This is a genomic window from Stenotrophomonas sp. SKA14, from assembly GCF_000158575.1.
GTDB lineage: Bacteria > Pseudomonadota > Gammaproteobacteria > Xanthomonadales > Xanthomonadaceae > Stenotrophomonas > Stenotrophomonas forensis.
In genome coordinates this window covers 3,185,683-3,203,706 of record NZ_DS999412.1, presented here as the reverse complement: position 1 = coordinate 3,203,706, position 18,024 = coordinate 3,185,683, and the positions used below count along the sequence as shown (strand labels likewise).

18 protein-coding genes are annotated in these 18,024 nt (G+C 67.6%); 13 read left to right on the top strand and 5 right to left on the bottom strand.

The window, feature by feature from the left end:
- Positions 1 to 13 precede the first annotated feature (13 nt).
- Positions 14 to 373, bottom strand: coding sequence for a response regulator (locus tag SSKA14_RS14415; protein WP_006436191.1), 360 nt, complete (start codon positions 371 to 373; stop codon positions 14 to 16).
- Positions 363 to 1,526 (bottom strand): PAS domain-containing sensor histidine kinase, encoded by a 1,164-nt coding sequence (locus SSKA14_RS14410; RefSeq protein WP_008265284.1) that lies wholly within the window; start codon positions 1,524 to 1,526, stop codon positions 363 to 365. The genes SSKA14_RS14415 and SSKA14_RS14410 overlap by 11 nt, the downstream gene beginning before the upstream one ends.
- 151 nt (positions 1,527 to 1,677) lie before the next feature.
- Here SSKA14_RS14410 and SSKA14_RS14405 point away from each other — a divergent pair, with 151 nt between their 5' ends.
- From SSKA14_RS14405 to SSKA14_RS14385, 5 genes are all read left to right on the top strand, one after another.
- Positions 1,678 to 4,791, top strand: a complete 3,114-nt coding sequence (locus SSKA14_RS14405; protein WP_040007887.1) for a response regulator — start codon at positions 1,678 to 1,680, stop codon at positions 4,789 to 4,791.
- A complete protein-coding gene (locus tag SSKA14_RS14400; RefSeq protein ID WP_006436197.1) occupies positions 4,788 to 5,612 on the top strand; it encodes a CheR family methyltransferase in 825 nt (274 codons plus the stop codon). Before SSKA14_RS14405 ends, SSKA14_RS14400 begins: the two co-directional genes overlap by 4 nt.
- Positions 5,612 to 6,187, top strand: a complete 576-nt coding sequence (locus SSKA14_RS14395; protein WP_008266456.1) for a chemotaxis protein CheB — start codon at positions 5,612 to 5,614, stop codon at positions 6,185 to 6,187. Before SSKA14_RS14400 ends, SSKA14_RS14395 begins: the two co-directional genes overlap by 1 nt.
- Positions 6,184 to 7,317 (top strand): hybrid sensor histidine kinase/response regulator, encoded by a 1,134-nt coding sequence (locus SSKA14_RS14390; protein WP_008266895.1) that lies wholly within the window; start codon positions 6,184 to 6,186, stop codon positions 7,315 to 7,317. The genes SSKA14_RS14395 and SSKA14_RS14390 overlap by 4 nt, the downstream gene beginning before the upstream one ends.
- Positions 7,318 to 7,400: 83 nt before the next feature.
- Positions 7,401 to 7,829 carry a BLUF domain-containing protein gene (locus SSKA14_RS14385; protein WP_008268182.1) on the top strand — a complete coding sequence of 143 codons (429 nt, stop codon included), beginning with the start codon at positions 7,401 to 7,403 and terminating at the stop codon, positions 7,827 to 7,829.
- 2 nt (positions 7,830 to 7,831) lie between these two features.
- On the opposite strand, the gene SSKA14_RS14380 is transcribed toward SSKA14_RS14385, so the two are convergent.
- Positions 7,832 to 8,152 (bottom strand): metalloregulator ArsR/SmtB family transcription factor, encoded by a 321-nt coding sequence (locus tag SSKA14_RS14380; RefSeq protein ID WP_008264658.1) that lies wholly within the window; start codon positions 8,150 to 8,152, stop codon positions 7,832 to 7,834.
- 86 nt (positions 8,153 to 8,238) lie between these two features.
- Here SSKA14_RS14380 and SSKA14_RS14375 point away from each other — a divergent pair, with 86 nt between their 5' ends.
- From SSKA14_RS14375 to SSKA14_RS14365, 3 genes are all read left to right on the top strand, one after another.
- Positions 8,239 to 8,676, top strand: a complete 438-nt coding sequence (locus SSKA14_RS14375) for a YeeE/YedE family protein (protein ID WP_008268704.1) — start codon at positions 8,239 to 8,241, stop codon at positions 8,674 to 8,676.
- Entirely contained in the window at positions 8,673 to 9,086 is a 414-nt protein-coding gene (locus SSKA14_RS14370) for a DUF6691 family protein (protein ID WP_040007881.1), read from the top strand. Before SSKA14_RS14375 ends, SSKA14_RS14370 begins: the two co-directional genes overlap by 4 nt.
- A gap of 67 nt (positions 9,087 to 9,153) precedes the next feature.
- Positions 9,154 to 10,206 carry a linear amide C-N hydrolase gene (locus SSKA14_RS14365; protein WP_008265611.1) on the top strand — a complete coding sequence of 351 codons (1,053 nt, stop codon included), beginning with the start codon at positions 9,154 to 9,156 and terminating at the stop codon, positions 10,204 to 10,206.
- Here the strand turns inward: SSKA14_RS14365 and SSKA14_RS14360 are convergent.
- Positions 10,203 to 10,982, bottom strand: a complete 780-nt coding sequence (locus tag SSKA14_RS14360; RefSeq protein WP_040007878.1) for a DUF6491 family protein — start codon at positions 10,980 to 10,982, stop codon at positions 10,203 to 10,205. The genes SSKA14_RS14365 and SSKA14_RS14360 overlap by 4 nt on opposite strands.
- An 81-nt stretch (positions 10,983 to 11,063) precedes the next feature.
- On the opposite strand from SSKA14_RS14360, the gene SSKA14_RS14355 reads away from it, so the two are divergent.
- The gene (locus SSKA14_RS14355) at positions 11,064 to 11,762 is read left to right on the top strand and encodes an AraC family transcriptional regulator (protein ID WP_008264644.1); all 699 of its coding nucleotides are present in this window, start codon (positions 11,064 to 11,066) and stop codon (positions 11,760 to 11,762) included.
- A 159-nt stretch (positions 11,763 to 11,921) separates the two neighbouring features.
- Positions 11,922 to 12,872, top strand: a complete 951-nt coding sequence (locus SSKA14_RS14350) for a DMT family transporter (RefSeq protein WP_008265270.1) — start codon at positions 11,922 to 11,924, stop codon at positions 12,870 to 12,872.
- A gap of 9 nt (positions 12,873 to 12,881) precedes the next feature.
- On the opposite strand, the gene SSKA14_RS24005 is transcribed toward SSKA14_RS14350, so the two are convergent.
- Positions 12,882 to 13,202, bottom strand: coding sequence for a hypothetical protein (locus SSKA14_RS24005; protein ID WP_198283610.1), 321 nt, complete (start codon positions 13,200 to 13,202; stop codon positions 12,882 to 12,884).
- A gap of 27 nt (positions 13,203 to 13,229) precedes the next feature.
- On the opposite strand from SSKA14_RS24005, the gene thrA reads away from it, so the two are divergent.
- Genes thrA through thrC form a run of 3 tightly spaced genes read left to right on the top strand, consistent with a single transcriptional unit; the run spans position 13,230 to position 17,961 of the window.
- Positions 13,230 to 15,734 carry a bifunctional aspartate kinase/homoserine dehydrogenase I gene (thrA, locus tag SSKA14_RS14345; RefSeq protein ID WP_008267386.1) on the top strand — a complete coding sequence of 835 codons (2,505 nt, stop codon included), beginning with the start codon at positions 13,230 to 13,232 and terminating at the stop codon, positions 15,732 to 15,734.
- Positions 15,731 to 16,645, top strand: a complete 915-nt coding sequence (locus tag SSKA14_RS14340) for a homoserine kinase (RefSeq protein WP_040007875.1) — start codon at positions 15,731 to 15,733, stop codon at positions 16,643 to 16,645. The genes thrA and SSKA14_RS14340 overlap by 4 nt, the downstream gene beginning before the upstream one ends.
- Before the next feature lie 29 nt (positions 16,646 to 16,674).
- Positions 16,675 to 17,961, top strand: a complete 1,287-nt coding sequence (gene thrC / locus SSKA14_RS14335; protein WP_008265294.1) for a threonine synthase — start codon at positions 16,675 to 16,677, stop codon at positions 17,959 to 17,961.
- The last annotated feature ends 63 nt before the right edge of the window (positions 17,962 to 18,024 follow it).

The window sequence follows — 18,024 nt, the reverse complement described above, 5'->3', positions numbered from 1 at the left end:
GCCCGGCGGAGTCTCAATCCTGCTTCAGCAGCTGCACCAGCTGGCGCAGGCGGTAGGGCTTGGGCAGGAACTCGACCTTCTCCGGCAGTGGCGGAAGCTGCGAGCGCGCGTAGCCGGATGAGAGGATCATCCGTGCCTGCGGTTGTTCGCGCGCCACGTGCTCGCTCAGCTCGATACCGGACATGCCGTTGGGCATGCTGATATCGCTGAACACCACATCGAAGCGCGCTTCGCCCTTGAGCAGCTCCGCGGCCTCGTGGCCATCGGCGGTGGTGGCCACCTCGATGCCGAAGTCGCGCAGGGCCAGGCCGATCATCTCGCGAAGATCAGTCTGGTCCTCCACCATCAGTACGCGGATCGGGTCATCGGTCATCGGGTGCTTCCTCTGTTGCGGGGAGCAGCAGGCTGACCGTGGTGCCAACACCGGGGGTGGTGGACACGTCGACGAAGCCGCCGCTCTGGGTAGTGAATCCGAACACCTGGCTCAAGCCCAGGCCGCTGCCCTTGCCGATGTCCTTGGTGGTGAAGAACGGCTCGGTCGCCCGCTCGGCGATGTCGGCGGCCATGCCGTGGCCTTCATCGCAGACGCTGAGGGTGACATATCCGCGTTGCAGCGTGGTGTCCGCATCCGGGTCGAGGCGATGTTCCAGTGCCGTGCCGATCAGGATGCGGCCGCCATCCACGGTGGCTTCCACCGCATTGGCGACCAGGTTGGCCAGCGCGGTCTGCAGCTGCAGCGCATCGGTGCTGACCGGCGGCAGGCCCGGTGTGAGGCGTGCATCCAGGGTCACCGTGGGCGGGCAGGCACGCTGCAGATCCGGCAACCACTGCCGCACCAGCGCGTTCATGTCCAATGGCTCGCGGATCAGGGTCTGGCCGGTGCTGAAGGCCAGCAGTTGGCGGGTCAGCAGGGCGCCGCGGTCGGTCGCGGCCTGGGCGGCATCGAGCAGTTCGGCGGCGCGCACGTCGTCACCGCTCACGCGCAGTGACAGCAGGTCCAGCGCGTTGCCGATGGTGGTCAGCAGGTTGTTGAACTCGTGCGACAGGCCGCGGCTGAGCCGGCCGACCGTCTCGAACTGCTGGGTGTTGCGCAGTGCACGCTGGGCATCCCGCAGCAGGCGCTGTGCCTGCCAGTGTTCGGTGATGTCGCGGGTGATCTTGACGAACCCGAGCAGTTCGCCGCCCTCGATGACCGGTTCGATGACCACGCTGGCGCGGAACGAAGAGCCGTCATGGCGAACCCGCCAGCCCTCGCTGGCGACATGGCCGTGCTGCGCCGCGAGGCGAAGCAGGCGCTGCGGCTCACCGGCATCGCGCTCGGCGGGCAGGTAGAAACGACCGAAATGCGTTCCCACTACTTCGTTGGCTGAATAGCCCTTGATGCGCTCGGCGCCGGGGTTCCAGCTGCAGACGATGCCTTCGGGATCAAGCAGGTACAGCGCATGATCGCGCACGCTGTCGATCAGCAGTCGCAGTTGTCGGGAAGGGTCCGTCAGTACGGACGTCGTAGAGGCTGCAGCGTCCACGTGGAAATAAGTGTTACCCCTGTGAGGGACGTGAAGCTAGGCATTGAAGTGTGAAGGATACGTGCAGGTGCGGCACGTGCCAAATGTCCTGTGCGGCTGAATGCGACACGGAGTACCATCACCCACCCTTAGCCCTCTGGAACCGACCTGCATGCGTCCTGGTGCGACCACGCGTGACCGCTGGATCTGGATGACCTCCGCCGTATTGCTGGCGGCCACCATTGCCCTGGAGCTGGTGGTGCCGCTGGGCTACGCGGTGTGGCTGGCCTATTTCCTCGCGGTAGGCGTGACGGTGTTCCAGCGCAGCGTGCGCGCGCCGTTCATCGTTGCCGCGATCGCCTGTGTGCTGCTGGTGATCGGCTTCAACGTGGCGCCGGCCAGCAACAATTCATCGTTCTCGTTCGTCAATCGCAGTATTGGTGGCTGTGCGTTCCTGATGATCGCGTTGATCGTCTCCCGCGCCATCGAAGCGCGGCGGCAGGCGATGCGGGCACTGTGGCTGCAGGAAGCAGAGAACGCGGTGGCGATGAGCCTGCGTGGCGACCTGGGGCCTGAGCAGATTGCCGAGGCGGCGGCCAGCCAGCTGGGCGGCCAGCTGCAGGCAGACGTTGGCGCGGTATACCGGCTGGACGGCGGACGCCTGCAGCTGACCGGTGGCATGGCACTGCCGTCGGGCATGCCGGCATCGCTGGCATTGCAGGAAGGCGTGGCCGGGCAGGTGGCCCGTGACGAGCGCATCCGGCACCTGCACGGCGGTGAGGCCGCCGTGCTTGAACTGCAGACAAGCCTGGGGCGACTGCCGGTCAGCGAGCGCATCCTGGCGCCGATCAGCAGCGATGGCGCCGTCGTCGGTGTCATCGAACTGGGCCGCACCCAGGTGGGCGGGCAGCGCGACCTGGATCGCGAGCTGCTGGAACGCTGTGGCGAGACCATCGGCATGGCCTTGCGCGCCTCGCTGCTGCGCGCACGGCTGGTGGTGCTGCTGGAGGAATCGCAGCGCCAGGGCGAGGAACTGCAGGCGCAGCAGGAAGAACTGCGGGTGGCCAACGAGGAACTGGAAGAGCAGAGCCGCAGCCTGCAGCAGTCGCAGAGCCACCTGGAAGAACAACAGGCGGAGTTGGAGCAGAGCAACGTCCAGCTGGAAGAGCGCACCCACGAGCTGGAGGCGCAGAAGCAGGCGCTGCTGGTGGCGCAGGGCCAGCTGGTGCGCAACAGCAACGAACTGGCGGCCACCTCGCGCTACAAGTCCGAGTTCCTGGCCAACATGTCGCACGAACTTCGCACACCGCTGAACAGCTCGCTGATCCTGGCCAAGCTGCTGGCCGACAACAAGGACGGCACCCTGACCGACGAGCAGGTGAAATATGCCCGCGCCATCCTGTCGTCCAACAACGACCTGCTGGCACTGATCAACGACATCCTCGACCTGTCGCGCATCGAGGCCGGCCACGTCGAACTGGCCGACGAAGTGGTGGTGGTGGACAGCGTCGTGCAGCGCCTGCGCGAGACCTTCGAGCCGATGGCGCGGCAGAAGGGCCTGGCGTTGCAGATCGAGGCCGATGCGCTGGCGCCAAGCCAGCTGGTGGCCGACAGCCAGCGCCTGCAGCAGATCCTGAAGAACCTGCTGGCCAATGCCCTGAAGTTCACCGAGCACGGCAAGGTCAGCCTGCACGTTCGTGCGGCTGGCAGCGGCCGCATCCGCTTCGAAGTCGCCGATACGGGTATCGGCATTGCCCGTGAGCAGCTGCAGGTCATCTTCGAAGCCTTCCGCCAGGCCGATGGCAGCACCCGTCGCCGCTACGGCGGCACCGGCCTGGGCCTGTCGATCTCGCGCGATCTTGCCGAGCGCATGGGCGGCAGCATCCACGTCGACAGCGAGCCGGGCCGCGGCAGCTGCTTCATCCTGGAACTGCCGCTGCAGGGCGCGCCGGTAGCGGCATCGGGTGAAGCGTCGGACCCGGTGTCCATCCCGGCTTCGCCGCAGCCTGTTGCAGCGGTTGCCGCACGCACGGCTGCCGCACCTGCGGTCACCCCGGCGGCAGCGCCGGCCATCGCCAATGTGGCCGATGACCGCGGACGTCGCCAACGCGCCGGACGCTTGATCCTGGCGGTCGAGGACGACGCCACCTTCGCCGAGGCGCTGGTGGTGCTGGCCCACGAGCTGGATTTCGACTGCGTGGTCGCAACCACCGCCGAGGAAGCCCTGTCGCTGGCCTCGGAACTGCGCCCCAACGGCATCCTGCTCGATATCGGGCTGCCCGATGTGTCTGGCCTGAGCGTTCTGGAACGCTTGAAGCGCAATCCGGACACACGCCATATTCCGGTGCACGTCGTTTCGGCGATGGATCGCGGCCAGGTGGCGCGTGAGCTGGGTGCGATTGGTTTTGCGATCAAGCCGACCACGCGCGAGCGGCTGGTGGCGGCCATCGAACAGCTGGAGCAGACCAGCCAGCGTGATGTTCGGCGCCTGCTGATCGTCGAAGACGACAGCGAGCTGCGCCACAACCTGGAACTGCTGCTCGGCCGCGAGCAGCTGCAGATCATCGCGGTGGGTACCCTGGCCGGCGCGCTGGAGCAGCTCAGCACCGTCACCTTCGATTGCATGGTGATGGATCTGTCGCTGCCCGACGGCAGCGGCTACGACCTGCTGGAGCACATGGCAGGCAATGACGATGTCGGCTTCCCGCCGGTGATCGTCTACACCGGCCGGGCGCTCAACCGCGAGGAAGAGCAGCGCCTGCGCCGCTATTCGAAGAGCATCATCATCAAGGGCGCACGTTCGCCCGAACGCCTGCTGGACGAAGTGACCCTGTTCCTGCACAGCGTCGAAGCCAGCCTGCCGACCGACCAGCAGCGCCTGCTGCGCGAAGCACGGCGCCGCGATACCGTGCTCGATGGTCGCACCGTGCTGCTGGCCGAGGACGATGTGCGCAACATCTTTGCCCTGTCCAGCGTGCTTGAACCGCTGGGCGTGACCCTGGAGATCGCGCGCAATGGCCAGGAGGCGGTGGATCGCCTGGCCGAGCGCGAGGTCGATCTGGTGCTGATGGACATCATGATGCCGGAGAAGGACGGCCTGGCGGCGATGCGCGAGATCCGTGCGCAGCGCCACCTGCAGGACCTGCCGATCATCGCGCTGACCGCCAAGGCGATGCCGGACGACCGCGAGCGCTGCCTGCAGGCCGGCGCCAACGATTACATCGCCAAGCCCATTGACGTCGACAAGCTGGTCTCGCTGTGCCGCGTCTGGTGTTCGCGGCAATGAACGAGCAGGCGCTGTTCGACCTGGAGCTGAAAATCCTGCTGGAGGCGCTGTACCAGCGCTACCACTACGATTTCCGCAGCTACGCGGTGTCGTCGCTGCGGCGTCGCATGCGCCAGGCCATGCAGCGTTACGAGTGCGATCGCCTGGTCGATCTGCAGCACCGCCTGTTGCACGAGCCGGAGCTGTTCGCCCAGGCCATGCAGTTCTTCACCGTGCAGGTCTCGGAAATGTTCCGTGACCCGGCCTATTTCCGCGAGCTGCGCGAACAGGTGGTGCCGGTGCTGCGCACCTATCCCTCGGTGAAGCTGTGGGTGGCCGGGTGCAGTACCGGCGAGGAAGTGTGGTCGCTGGCGATCCTGCTGCACGAGGAAGGCCTGCTCGAGCGCAGCATCGTCTATGCCACCGACATCAATCCGGCGGCACTGGCCACCGCCGAAGCCGGTGCGTATGGCATCGACCGCATGGCGCAGTTCAGCCGCAACTATCTGGCGGCGGGCGGCACGGCATCACTGTCGGACTATTACGCCACCGCCTACGATGGCGCGGTGTTCGACCGCCAGTTGCGCCGCAACGTGGTGTTCGCAGACCACAGCCTGGCCACCGACACCGTGTTTTCCGAAGTGCATCTGGTGTCGTGCCGGAACGTGCTGATCTACTTCAACCGCGACCTGCAGGACCGGGCGGTCGGGCTGTTCCGCGAGGCGCTGGTGCACCGCGGCTTCCTTGGCCTGGGCAGCAAGGAATCGCTGCAGTTCGGGCATCACCACGATGCCTTCGACGTCTGCTCGCGCGAACACCGCCTGTACCGGAAGGTGGCCTGATGGTGGTGCAGGCTCGCCCTGCGGTGGTGGTGGTGGGAGCGTCGGCGGGAGGCGTTGCCGCGCTGCAGGCCGTGCTTGGCGCACTGCCGCCAAGGCTGCCCGCGCCGGTGCTGGCCGTGCTGCACCTGCCACGCGATCGCTCCAGCCGTATTGCCGAGGTGCTGGCGCCGTACTGCGCACTGCCGGTGCGCGAAGCGGAGGACAAGCAGCCGCTGCAGCCGGGCACCGTGACCTTCGCACCGCCGGACTACCACCTGCTGGTGGAAGATTCCGAAGCCGTAGCGTTGTCGGTCGATGCGCCGGTGCTGTTCTCGCGTCCGGCCATCGATCCCCTGTTTGAATCAGCGGCTGCGGTGTTCGGTGCGCAGGTACTGGCGCTTTTGCTGACCGGTGCCAGCAGCGACGGCAGCGAAGGTGTTGCCGCGGTGCGCGCCGCGGGCGGCCGTGCCTGGCTGCAATGCCCCGAGGAAGCCGAAGCATCGATGATGCCGGCCTCCGCTCTGCAGCACGCCGGCGCCGACGCCGTGCTGCCCCTTGAATTGATGTGTCGTCGCCTGAAGGAGTTGTTTGCATGAACCTGCTGCCACCGGACCCTGCGCAGTCGCAGACCCCGGTCAACCTGCTGATCGTCGATGACGTGCCGCAGAACCTGGTAGCCATGCAGGCCCTGCTGCAGCGCGAGGGTGTGAACCTGTTGCTGGCGGGCTCGGGTGCGCAGGCCCTGGAGCTGCTGCTCGAGCACGAGGTCGCGCTGGCCCTGCTGGACGTGCACATGCCGGAGATCGATGGCTTTACCCTGGCCGAGCTGATGCGTGGTTCGCACCGCAGCCGCACGGTGCCGATCATCTTCCTGACCGCCTCGCCGGACGATCCGGTGCGCGCGTTCAAGGGCTACGAAACCGGTGCGGTGGACTTCCTGCACAAGCCGGTGGCACCGCAGGTGATCCTGAGCAAGGTCAACGTCTTCATCGAGCTGTACCAGCAGCGGCAGCTGCTGAAGGCGCGCAATGAAGCGCTGGAGCGTGCGCTCAAGCTCAATGAGACGATGGCCGCGGTGCTGACCCACGACCTGCGCACGCCGCTGTCGGCGATCCTGCTCTGTGCCGACAAGCTGGCGCTGGAGCTTCCCGAGGACAACGCGGGGGCACAGCAGACGCTGCAGCACCTGGAGGCCAGCACGCTGCGCATGGCGCGGATGGTGGAGCAGCTGCTGGACTTCTCGCGTATCCGCAGTGGTGGCCTGCGGCTTGAGACCAGTGCCTGCGACCTGGCCGAGGTCACCCATGCAGTGATTGCAGAAGCGGGCAGCGCGCACGGTCATGAGCGCATCCGTTTCGATGCCATCGGAGATACCCGCCTGCAGGGTGACATGGATCGGCTGGGGCAGATCGCCGCCAACCTGGTCGGCAACGCGTTGACGCATGGCAGCGAGGCCCTGGTGCAGCTGGATGGGCGCGATGCGCGCACGGTGGTGATGCGGGTCAGCAACACCGGCCACATCGATGACGCGCTGTTGCCGCGCCTGTTCGAGCCGTTCAAGGCCAGCTTCCACCAGAGCAAAGGCCTGGGCCTTGGCCTGTATATCGTCGATCAGTTCGTGCGCGCACATGGTGGGCGTATCGGCGCGCGCAACGAGGCAGGGCAGGTCGTATTCGAAGCGAAGCTCCCGCGGCGGTGGGACGCAGCCGGCGGCACCGCAAGCTGAACTCTTCAGGCTGGGTGCACCCGCATTGAGACGGACTCGTCCGCAACTGCTACCGTGCATTCACACCCTGCCAAGGACGCACCATGCCATTGCGCGCCATCGCCTACGTCAGCCGGGCGCTGCCGGAGCTTTCCGTTGAGCGGCTGCAGGCGCTGGTCGAAGATGCCGCACGTTTCAACAAGATGGCGGGCGTGACCGGCGTGCTGCTGCATGATGGCGATCGCTTCCTGCAGTACATCGAGGGACCGCCGGACGGCATCGATTCGGTGTATGAGCGCATCCTGCAGGCGGGCAGCCACATCGACATCATCGAGCTGGCGCGCGGCCGCCTTGGCCAGCGCCAGTTTCCGTACTGGTCGATGCGTGCCTTGCCGGTGGAGGCAGGCTTGCTGCGCCAGCTTTCGAGCAGCGACTGGTCCGGTTTCAGCCGGACCCTGGAAGGAGATCGTTCGGCACCGACCCCGGTCGACCTGCTGGATGCGGTAGTGCAACCGGCACTGCACGCGGGTTGAGATCAGCGCGCAGCGCCGCCGCAATAGGTGGCGTGCAGCGCCTGCAGCACCCCCAGCGCCGGGCCTTCCTGCATGCGGTAGTGGATTGCCTGCGCCTCGCGCCGGGTCGCCACGATCTGCATTCCGCGCAGCACCGCCAGGTGCTGGGACAGCGCCGACGCGCTCAAACCGGTCAGCGCCTGCAGTTCCGGCACCGGCGCCTCACCCTCGACCAGCCGGCACAGCACCTGCAGCCGGGCAGGGTGGGCCAGGCTCTTGAGCAGCGCGGCCGCCTGCGTGGCGTGATCGGCCATCGTGGCACTGTCGAGCGGCGTGCGGGCCATGGTTGACCTTTTTGTTTAGAAAGATCTAATTTAGAGAAATCTAAATAATCAGGCAATCCCATGCATGGCATCAGAGAGGGTAGGGCATGAACCCGCCATGGAGCGCGCTGGCGGGCGGCGCGTTGATCGGTATCGCTGCCGTGTGCCTGCTGTCTGCCACCGGTCGCGTTGCCGGCATCAGCGGCATCGCTGCGGGCAGCCTGCACGCCGATAGAGGCGAGCGCGGCTGGCGTTGGGCATTCCTCATGGGCCTGATGGCAGCTGCAGGGCTGGTGCTGTGGTGGCAGTCGGTGCCCGGCAGCACTCCGCGCGTACTGCTGCGCGATACCTTGCCCGCCTGGCAGCTGATCGGCGCCGGCCTGCTGGTCGGTTTCGGTACCCGCCTGGGCAGCGGATGCACCAGTGGCCACGGCGTATGCGGCATGGCTCGCGGTTCGAAACGGTCGCTGCTGGCGGTGCTGGTGTTCATGGCCTGCGCGATGCTGACCACGTTCGTGGTTCGTCACGGCGGAGCCCCGTTGTGAGCCGCGCCGTCTGGGCTGCCGCTGTGGCGGGCGCGTTGTTCGGCGCCGGGCTGGCGCTCTCCGGAATGACCGATGCCCGGCGCGTGCTCGGCTTCCTCGACATCCGTGGCGAGTTCGATCCCACCTTGATCTGGGTGCTGGGCTCGGCGCTGCTGGTCAGTGCGATCGGACAGCGCAGGGTGCTACGCCGGACGCAGCCTTGGTTTGCCCTCCGCTTCCAGCTGCCCACCGCACGTGATGTGGACGCTCGCCTGCTGCTGGGTGCGGCGTTGTTCGGCATCGGCTGGGGATGGGCCGGCTATTGCCCGGGGCCGGCCATCGCCGGACTCGCGGTGGCATCGCGTGAAGCGTTGTGGTTCGTGCCGGCGATGGTGCTGGGCTTCTGGCTGCACGATCGCCTCGTGCATTGAGGTTTCACCCCTGTGTCACGATGGATCGGGTCAGATCCATGGACCACGGGGAACGGAGCGCAGTGACATGGCACGGATGAAGTGGAAGGGAAGGGCGATGCTGGCCATGGCGCTGGCGTCGGCGATCGCACCGGGGCTGGCCTGCACGCGCGCGGTGTACCTGGGCGACAACGGTGATGTGATCACCGCGCGTTCGATGGACTGGAAGGTGGATGTCGCCACCAATCTCTACGTGCTGCCACGTGGCATCGCACGCACCGGGCAGGCCGGCCCGAAGTCGCTGGCCTGGACTGCCCGCTACGGCAGCGTGGTGGCCACCGGCTACGACGTGTCGACCACCGACGGCATGAACGAAAAAGGCCTGGTCGCGAACCTGCTGTGGCTGGTCGAATCGGAATACCCGCAGCAGCGCGGCAACAAGCCGGGCCTGGCGATCTCGCTGTGGGCGCAGTACGTGCTCGACAATTTTGCGACGGTGGACGAGGCGGTGGCCGCCCTGAAGCGTGAGCCGTTCTCGATCGTCACCGACAAGGTGCCCGGCGAGGACCGCCAGGCGACGCTGCATCTGTCGTTGTCCGATGCCACGGGTGACAGTGCCATCGTCGAGTACATCGGTGGGCGCCAGGTCATCCATCATGATCGGCGCTACCAGGTGATGACCAACTCGCCGGTGTTCGATCAGCAGCTGGCGCTCAACACCTACTGGCAGCAGATCGGCGGCACGGTGATGTTGCCGGGCACCAACCGCTCTTCCGATCGCTTCGCGCGCGCCTCGTTCTACATCAACGCCATTCCCAAGGCTGAAGATCCGGTGGAGGCACTGGCCAGTGTGTTCAGTGTGATCCGCAACGCCTCGGTGCCATACGGCATCACCACGCCGGGCGAGCCGAACATCTCCTCGACGCGCTGGCGGACCGTGGCCGACCACAAACGGCGGCTGTACTTCTTCGAGTCGGCGTTGACCCCGAACACGTTCTGGGTCGATCTGAACAAGGTCGATTTCGGTGGCCCGGTGCTCAAGCTCGACCTTGGCAAGGACCAGCGCAACACCTTCGCCGGCGATGCGCTGGGCCACTTCGTGCCCAGCGCGCCGTTCACCTTCCTCGGCGTCGACGGTTAGTTCGACGCCTGGCTGGAGGCCGGGTACACCGCCTGGATGGTGCAGGCGCCGCGGGTGTACTGCGGCAGCGGAGCCAGCGAATCACTGCGCAGGTCACCATTCTCGAATCCCGCGGTGAGGACGCGGTCACCGGGATTGCCGCAGATCAGCCCGTTCTGCATGCCGGAGCGGAAGCTGAGCTGCGGTGCACGATCGAGCTGGCGGCAGTGGCTGCCGAGCTCGACACGGTAGTAGCGATGGCCACCATTGCGGCGCGGATTGGTCTCCACCAGCATGCCCTGCGGGTCGGAAGACCACGCGCGGACGTTGCGGGTGGCGAAACAGTACGACGGCGAGCCGCCGAAGCCGCGACGGATTTCCTTGCGCTCGCGGATGGTCACCGCGGGCAGGGTGGCCGTGCGCAGGCGGTCACTGTCGCGGGCGACGCTGGCGAAGTCCCGGTTCTGAACCGGGGTGACCGCACTGACGGCGCAGCTGCGGCCATCGACCACCACGCGCTCGCTGGGACGACCGCAGGCCCATCCGGCGGGTGCTTCCAGCTTCAGCGTTGTGGCAGTGCGGACGCCGGGGCAATCCTGGCTGAAATCGATGCGATACGCCTGGCCGGAGGCCGCGCGCAGTGCGATCGAGCGAGGTGAGGCCTGTTCCACTTCCTGCACGCCAACGGCGTCCATGCAGTGCGGAGCGGGCGGGGTACGTTCCTGTGCCAGGGCCGGAACAGCAAGCGCCAGGCCGAGGCTGGCGGCGAGCAGCAAATACATGTGCTGATGGGTCATGACCTGCACTCCTTGCGTGGGTTGACACCTCGACTATAGCAACGGTTTGCACGGCCCGTGTTACACGCGCACACTGCCCGGATGGGCGCGATCTTCCATCTACGGCACTATGGCCAGGCCACCGGCCTGGACCGCCATGCCTACGCGCAGTGGGTGTTGCCATTACAGGGCGAGCTGCAGTTCGAGATGGAGGGGCGTGGCGGCCGCCTGGACCTGCTGCAGGGCGCTTTCGTGGCTGCCGGCGAAGCTCATGACCAGATGGCCGACGGTCCGAACGGTTTCGTGATCGTCGACTGTGCGCCGGGCGTGCTCGATGACGGCACCCAGGAGCATCTGTGCCGCCAGCGCTGGCTGCACCTGCCGCTGGCGCTGCGCCGGTGCCTGGCCGATGTGCAGGCCGGCCAGCCGATGCCGGCCCTGCTTCCGCGGTTGCTGCAGACGTTTGCACCGGCCGGCAGCGGTGCACGCATGCAGGGGCTTTGTGCGGCGGTGCAGGCCGACCCGGGCCAGGCATGGCCAGTGGCGCGCATGGCGGCGTTCGTTGGGGTCAGCGAGAGCCGGCTGCACGCGCTGTTCCAGCGGGAATTCGGCCTCAGCCCGCAGGCCTGGCTCAGTGCCTGCCGGCTGCGCTGGGCCAAGCACCAGCTGCGCACCAGCGCCGCGCCGATCAGTGACATCGCGCTGTCTGCAGGCTATTCCGAGCAGAGCGCACTGACCCGCGCGCTGCGCCGCGAGTGTGGGCAGACCCCGGCCGCGTGGCGCAGGGGCACCGATCTGTAGCGTCGAGCCATGCGCGACTGCCGTTCGCGCGATAGCCGGTGCAGAAGCAGTCGAGCATGGCTCGACGCTACAACGGCCGGAGGGCAGTAGCCTGGGTCAAGAGGGCTCCGCCGCCCACCGACTACACTGCGCGGCCTCTTCTCCCCCCGAAGAATCCCAATGCGCAACAACCCGATGGCCCTGGGCATCGCCAATGGCGTTGCCGCTGGCGCGCTATGGGGCGTGGTCTTCCTCGCCCCCGCCGTGCTGCAGTCGTTCAATGCCCTGCAACTGTCCGCCGGTCGCTACCTGGTCTATGGCCTGATCGCGGTTGCGCTGTTGCTGCCGCGCTGGAAGCGGCTGGCGCCACAGTTGGGGCGTGCTGAATGGACCGGTCTGCTGTGGCTGAGCCTTGCCGGCAACCTGGTCTACTTCCTGCTGCTGGCGACCGCCGTACAGTGGGCAGGCGGCGCGGCGGCCTCGCTCATCGTCGGCCTGATCCCGGTGGTGGTGACCCTGGTGGGCGTGCGCGAGAAGGGCGCGGTGCCGCTGAAGCAGCTGTTGCCGGCACTGGGCCTGTGCGTACTCGGTGTAGCGCTGGTCGGTTGGGAGGCGCTGATGTCCGAACACCTGGCGACGCCCTGGCGGCAGCGCCTGATCGGACTGTTGTGCGCGTTTGGTGCGCTGTTTTCGTGGGCGCTGTACTCGATCGGCAACAGTCGCTGGCTGGCGCGGCGGCCGGATCTGTCCAGCCATGACTGGTCGCTGCTGACGGGCGTTACCACCGGTGGCCTGGCCCTGCTGCTGGTGCCGATGGCCTTCATCGGCCACACCGGCAGCCACACGCCAGCGCAGTGGGGCGGGTTCTGGGCGATCAGTGCCGGTGTGGCGGTGATCGCCTCGATTCTGGGCAACGCGTTCTGGAACCGCGCCAGCCGCCTGCTGCCGCTGACCCTCACCGGGCAGATGATCGTGTTCGAGACCTTGTTCGCACTGCTGTACGCGTTTGCCTGGCAGGGGCGTTGGCCCACCCTTCTGGAAGCCCTGGCGATCGTGTTCCTGGTGGCCGGGGTGATGCTGTGCGCGCATGCCCACCGTGCACCGCGGGCGATCGCCGAACATGCCGGCTGAATGCGACCGTCAAGCGTGCTGATGGCTGCTTTGTCTCAGATGCAACCAAATGCCGGCACGTTGGCCGATGATCGCGGCAGCGTGTTTTTGCATCGCAGCACTTGACAGCGGCAGGGCGCGCGGTGTTTTCTGTTCGCCATGGTCCTTGATGCCGCCCACGCCAACCTGAACGCCCCCGCCACCGCGGGCCGTTCGACTGCGCCGGTCGCCACCACCACCATTACCACCACCACCGTCACCACTGCCCTGGTGCGGCCCGTCGTCTTCGTGTAACTCCCGAAAACCACGGCCCCGCACCATCCAGGTGGCGGGGAAACTCGACACCTGCATGCGACGGGGCCTCCTACCGAGGTCTGCATGTCTTCCCACGCCCCCGCCCATCCCGTTGCCCCGGCCGATCTGGCTGCGCCGTCCACTGTCGTGCACAAGTTCGGTGGCACCTCGGTGGCCGACGCCGAACGCTACCGCCATGTTGCCGGCCTGCTGCTGGCCCGTCCCGAATCGCTGCAGGTCACTGTTGTTTCAGCGATGAAGGGTGTCACTGATGCGCTGATCGAGCTGGCCCAGCTGGCCGCCAAGGGTGACGAAGGCTGGCGTGAGGCCTGGCATGCGCTGCGCGCGCGCCATCGTGGCGCTGCGGTGGCGCTGTTGGGCGAGCAGGTGGGCGAGACCGTGGAATGGATCGACGCGCGCTTCGAGCAGCTGGCCGAGGTGCTGGCCGCGCTGGCAGTGATCGGCGAGCTGCCCCGTGAAGTGCTCGATCGCGTGCAGGGCCTGGGTGAAGTGTTTTCCGCGCAACTGCTTGGCACGCACCTGCGTGCACGCGGCGAAGACTGCGCGGTGCTCGACGCGCGCGACGTGCTGGTGGTCGGGCATGGCGAACTGGGCGTCGATGTCGACTGGGAGGCCAGCGCGGACCGCCTGGCCAAGTGGCGCCTGCAGCATCCACAACTGCGCCTGGTCGCCACCGGTTTCGTGGCGCGTGACCGCCATGACCGCATCACCACGCTTGGCCGCAACGGCAGTGACTATTCCGGCGCGATCTTCGCCGCGCTGTTCAACGCCGATGAACTGCACATCTGGACCGACGTCGATGGCGTGCTGTCGGCAGATCCACGGCTGGTGCCCGAGGCGGTGCAGCTGGAATCGCTGAGCTATGACGAGGCCTGCGAACTGGCCTACTTCGGCGCCAAGGTGGTGCACCCGCAGACGATGTCACCGGCCATCCGCCTCGGGCTGCCGATCTTCATCCGCAACACCTTCCAGCCGGCGCATCCGGGCACGCGCATCAGCGCCGAGCGCTCGCCGCGCGGGCCGGTGAAGGGCCTGACCCTCAGCCCCGGGCTGGCCCTGCTGAACCTGGAAGGCACCGGCCTGATCGGCGTGCCGGGTACCGCCGAGCGCGTGTTCGCCGCCCTGCGCCAGGCGCAGGTGTCGGTGGTGATGATCTCGCAGGGTTCGTCGGAACATTCGATCTGCTGCGTGGTGCGTGCCGCCGAAGCCGCACGCGGTAGGGAGGCGCTGCTGCATGCGTTCGCCCATGAGCTTTCGGTGGGCCAGGTGCAGCGCGTACAGGTCAGCGACGGCGTCAGCGTGCTGGCGGCGGTCGGCGACGGCATGGCCGGCCAGCCGGGTGTGGCGGCGCGCCTGTTCGAGGCACTGGGCCGTGCACAGGTGAACATCCTGGCGATCGCACAGGGCTCGTCCGAACGCAACATCTCGGTGGCGGTGGACAGTGCCGATGCCACCCGCGCGCTGCGCGCCGCACATGCGGGCTTCTGGCTGTCGCCGCAGACCTTCGCGGTGGGTATGATCGGGCCGGGCAATGTCGGTGCCGCGCTGCTGGATCAGCTGCTGGCCGCGCGCCCGCAGTTGCTGGCCAAGGCCAATGTCGACCTGCGCCTGCGTGCGCTGGCCTCGCGTTCGCGCATGCGCCTGGAAGTGGATGGCCTGCATGCCGATTGGCGCCAGGCATTGCAGGAAGCCGGCGAGTCCAGCGACCTGGATCGCTTCACCGAGCACCTGCTGGCTGCGCACCTGCCGCATGCGGTGGTGATCGACTGCAGTGGCAGTGCCGAGGTGGCCGAGCGCTACGAGGGCTGGCTGGCCGCCGGCATCCATGTGGTCACGCCGAACAAGCAGGCCGGTGCCGGGCCGCTGCCGCGCTACCAGCGCATCCGTGCGGCCGCTGCTGCCAGCGGCGCACGCTTCCGCTACGAGGCCACGGTCGGCGCCGGACTGCCAGTCATCACCACGCTGCGCGACCTGGTGGATACCGGTGACGAGGTGCTGGCGATCGAGGGCATCTTCTCCGGCACGCTGGCCTGGTTGTTCAACCGCTTCGATGGCAGCCAGCCGTTCTCGGCGCTGGTCGCGCAGGCACGGTCGATGGGTTACACCGAACCGGACCCGCGCGATGATCTGTCCGGCGTGGACGTGGCACGCAAGCTGGTGATCCTCGCCCGCGAGGCCGGCCACGCGCTCAGCCTGGAGCAGGTGCAGGTGGAAAGCCTGGTGCCGGCCCTGCTGCGCGACGGCAGCGTGGATGCGTTCATGGCCAGGCTGGGCGAGTCCGATGCCAGTCTGCTGCAGCGGCTGCAGGAGGCGCGCGCGCGTGGCGCCGTGCTGCGCTATGTCGCCAAGCTCGGCGCCGACGGTGCCTCGGTGGGCCTGCAGGAGCTGCCGGCCGACCACGCCTTCGCCAATCTGCGGCTGACCGACAACGTGGTGCAGTTCCGCACCCGCCGCTACTGCGACAACCCGCTGGTGGTGCAGGGGCCGGGGGCTGGCCCGGAAGTCACCGCGGCCGGCGTGTTCGCCGATCTGCTGCGCGTGGCCGCTGGTGAAGGAGCGCGCCTGTGATCGCACGTGCGTACGCGCCCGCCTCGGTAGCCAACGTGGCAGTGGGCTTCGACATTCTCGGCCATGCCATTGCCGGGGTCGGCGATACCGTAAGCGTGCGTCGGATCGACGAACCGGTGGTGCGCATCGAGGCGATCCGTGGCAGCGCGGTCGAACTGCCGATGGACGCGGCTGGAAACACTGCGGGTGCTGCGTTGATGTCGATGCGCGAAGGGCAGGGCCTGGACTTCGGTTTCGCCGTCGAGATCGACAAGGGCATTCCGTTCGGCTCCGGCATGGGCGGCTCGGCGGCGTCGAGTGTTGCGGCGCTGGTGGCGGCCAATGCGCTGCTGGATGTGCCGTTGCCACGCGAAGCGTTGTACCCGCATGCGCTGGATGGCGAGGCGGTGGCCAGTGGTGGCCGCCACGGTGACAACGTCGGTCCGCTGCTGCTGGGGGGACTGGCATTGTGCACGGCTGATCGTCTGCTGCCGATCCCGGTGCCTGCCAGCTGGCACAGCCTGCTGGTGCATCCGCACGCAGTGCTGGAAACGCGGCGCGCGCGCCAGGCATTGCAGGGCAGTTATGCACTGGGCGAATTCGTCGCGCAGAGCGCGAACCTCGCACTCGTCCTCAGTGGTTGCCATCGCAGCGATGCCGGGCTGGTCCGCGCCGGGCTGCGCGATGTGCTGGTGGAGCCGCGACGGGCGGGCCTGATTGCCGGTTTCGAGGCCGCCCGCGATGCAGCGCTGTCGGCCAATGCAATGGGCGCGGGCATCTCCGGTGCCGGCCCCAGCGTGTTCGCCTGGTTCGAGGATGCTGACCAGGCCCGCGCCGCCGTGGCACCCGTGCAGGCCGCATTCGCCGCTGCCGGATTCGACAGTGATGCCTGGGTGTCGCCGCTGGATGCGCCGGGAGCCCGCCTGTGCTGAATTCCTCCCCTCTACTGGATATCGAACCCATGCACTTTGTTTCGACCCGCGGCCAGTCCCCGGCCGTTGGCCTCAGCGCGGCGATCGCCGCAGGATTGGCGCCCGATGGCGGGCTGTACGTGCCAGAGAACCTGCCGGCGACGCGCGAACTGCAGGCCGGTGCCAGCCTGGCCGAGACGGCTGCTGATCTGCTGGCGCCGTTCTTCGCGGGTGATGCGCTGGAATCCGCGCTGCCGTCGATCTGCCGCGAGGCCTTCGACTTCCCGGTGCCGCTGCGTCCGCTCGGCGGCGGTGACCATGTGCTGGAGCTGTTCCATGGGCCGACGGCGGCGTTCAAGGACATCGGTGCGCGCTTCCTCGCCGGTACGCTGTCGCGGCTGCAGGCCGGCAAGGGCCGCGACCTGACGATTGTCGTTGCCACTTCGGGCGATACCGGTGCCGCGGTGGCGGCGGCGTTCCATCGCCAGCCCGGCGTGCGCGTGGTGGTGCTGTATCCGGATGGCCGCGTGTCGCCACGGCAGGCGCACCAGCTCGGCTGTTTCGGCGACAACATCCAGGCCTTGCGGGTGGCCGGCGCATTCGACGATTGCCAGGCGATGGTCAAGCAGGCGCTGGCCGACCGCGAATTGCAGGCGAAGGTACCGTTGAGCTCGGCCAACAGCATCAGCCTGGGCCGCCTGCTGCCGCAGATGAGCTACTACGCGCATGCGGCACTCACCCATCACGCTGAAACGCGTCGCAGGCTCAACCTGGTCGTGCCGACCGGCAATCTCGGCAACGCGATGGCCGCGGTGCTGGCGCGCGCGCTGGGTGTACCGATCGGGCAGATCGTGCTGGCCACCAATGCAAATGCGGTACTGCCGGCGTACTTCAATGGCGGTGACTACCAGCCGCAATCCAGCGTGGCGACGGTAGCCAATGCGATGGACGTAGGCGCGCCCAGCAACTTCGAGCGCCTGCGCTGGCTCTACCACGGCGACGATGCCGAATTGCGCGCAGCCTTCCGTGCGTTCGCGGTGGACGACGTCACCATCCGCGCCACCATCGCTGCAGCGCGCGCCAGCAGCGGCGAGCTGTTCTGCCCGCATACGGCCACGGCGGTCAAGGTCCTGCAGGACCTGCGTGCACGCGGCGCCAAGGGCGACTGGGCGGTGGTGGCCACCGCGCATCCGGCCAAGTTCGAGGCGGTGGTGGAGCCGTTGATCGGCGCCGCGGTGGCGATGCCGCCGGCACTGGAGGCGCTGTTGCAACGGCCAGCGCACGCTGAACCGCTCGCGGCTGACTATGCCGCACTGCGCGAAGTGCTGTTGCGCTGACCGAAGCGGGGCGCGGTTGCCGGCCAGCGGCCGGCACTACCGGAGGGATGCGGCGCGGATTGG

Excerpts from the sequence above, each read along its gene's own strand:
- SSKA14_RS14360 (WP_040007878.1), bottom strand. The coding sequence starts at position 10,982 with ATGACCCATCAGCACATGTATTTGCTGCTCGCCGCCAGCCTCGGCCTG.
- SSKA14_RS14400 (WP_006436197.1), top strand. The coding sequence starts at position 4,788 with ATGAACGAGCAGGCGCTGTTCGACCTGGAGCTGAAAATCCTGCTGGAG.
- thrC (WP_008265294.1), top strand. The coding sequence starts at position 16,675 with ATGCACTTTGTTTCGACCCGCGGCCAGTCCCCGGCCGTTGGCCTCAGC.
- SSKA14_RS14355 (WP_008264644.1), top strand. The coding sequence starts at position 11,064 with ATGGGCGCGATCTTCCATCTACGGCACTATGGCCAGGCCACCGGCCTG.
- SSKA14_RS14365 (WP_008265611.1), top strand. The coding sequence starts at position 9,154 with ATGGCACGGATGAAGTGGAAGGGAAGGGCGATGCTGGCCATGGCGCTG.
- SSKA14_RS14390 (WP_008266895.1), top strand. The coding sequence starts at position 6,184 with ATGAACCTGCTGCCACCGGACCCTGCGCAGTCGCAGACCCCGGTCAAC.
- SSKA14_RS14350 (WP_008265270.1), top strand. The coding sequence starts at position 11,922 with ATGCGCAACAACCCGATGGCCCTGGGCATCGCCAATGGCGTTGCCGCT.
- SSKA14_RS14395 (WP_008266456.1), top strand. The coding sequence starts at position 5,612 with ATGGTGGTGCAGGCTCGCCCTGCGGTGGTGGTGGTGGGAGCGTCGGCG.
- thrA (WP_008267386.1), top strand. The coding sequence starts at position 13,230 with ATGTCTTCCCACGCCCCCGCCCATCCCGTTGCCCCGGCCGATCTGGCT.
- SSKA14_RS14415 (WP_006436191.1), bottom strand. The coding sequence starts at position 373 with ATGACCGATGACCCGATCCGCGTACTGATGGTGGAGGACCAGACTGAT.
- SSKA14_RS14375 (WP_008268704.1), top strand. The coding sequence starts at position 8,239 with ATGAACCCGCCATGGAGCGCGCTGGCGGGCGGCGCGTTGATCGGTATC.
- SSKA14_RS14380 (WP_008264658.1), bottom strand. The coding sequence starts at position 8,152 with ATGGCCCGCACGCCGCTCGACAGTGCCACGATGGCCGATCACGCCACG.
- SSKA14_RS14405 (WP_040007887.1), top strand. The coding sequence starts at position 1,678 with ATGCGTCCTGGTGCGACCACGCGTGACCGCTGGATCTGGATGACCTCC.
- SSKA14_RS14385 (WP_008268182.1), top strand. The coding sequence starts at position 7,401 with ATGCCATTGCGCGCCATCGCCTACGTCAGCCGGGCGCTGCCGGAGCTT.
- SSKA14_RS24005 (WP_198283610.1), bottom strand. The coding sequence starts at position 13,202 with ATGCAGGTGTCGAGTTTCCCCGCCACCTGGATGGTGCGGGGCCGTGGT.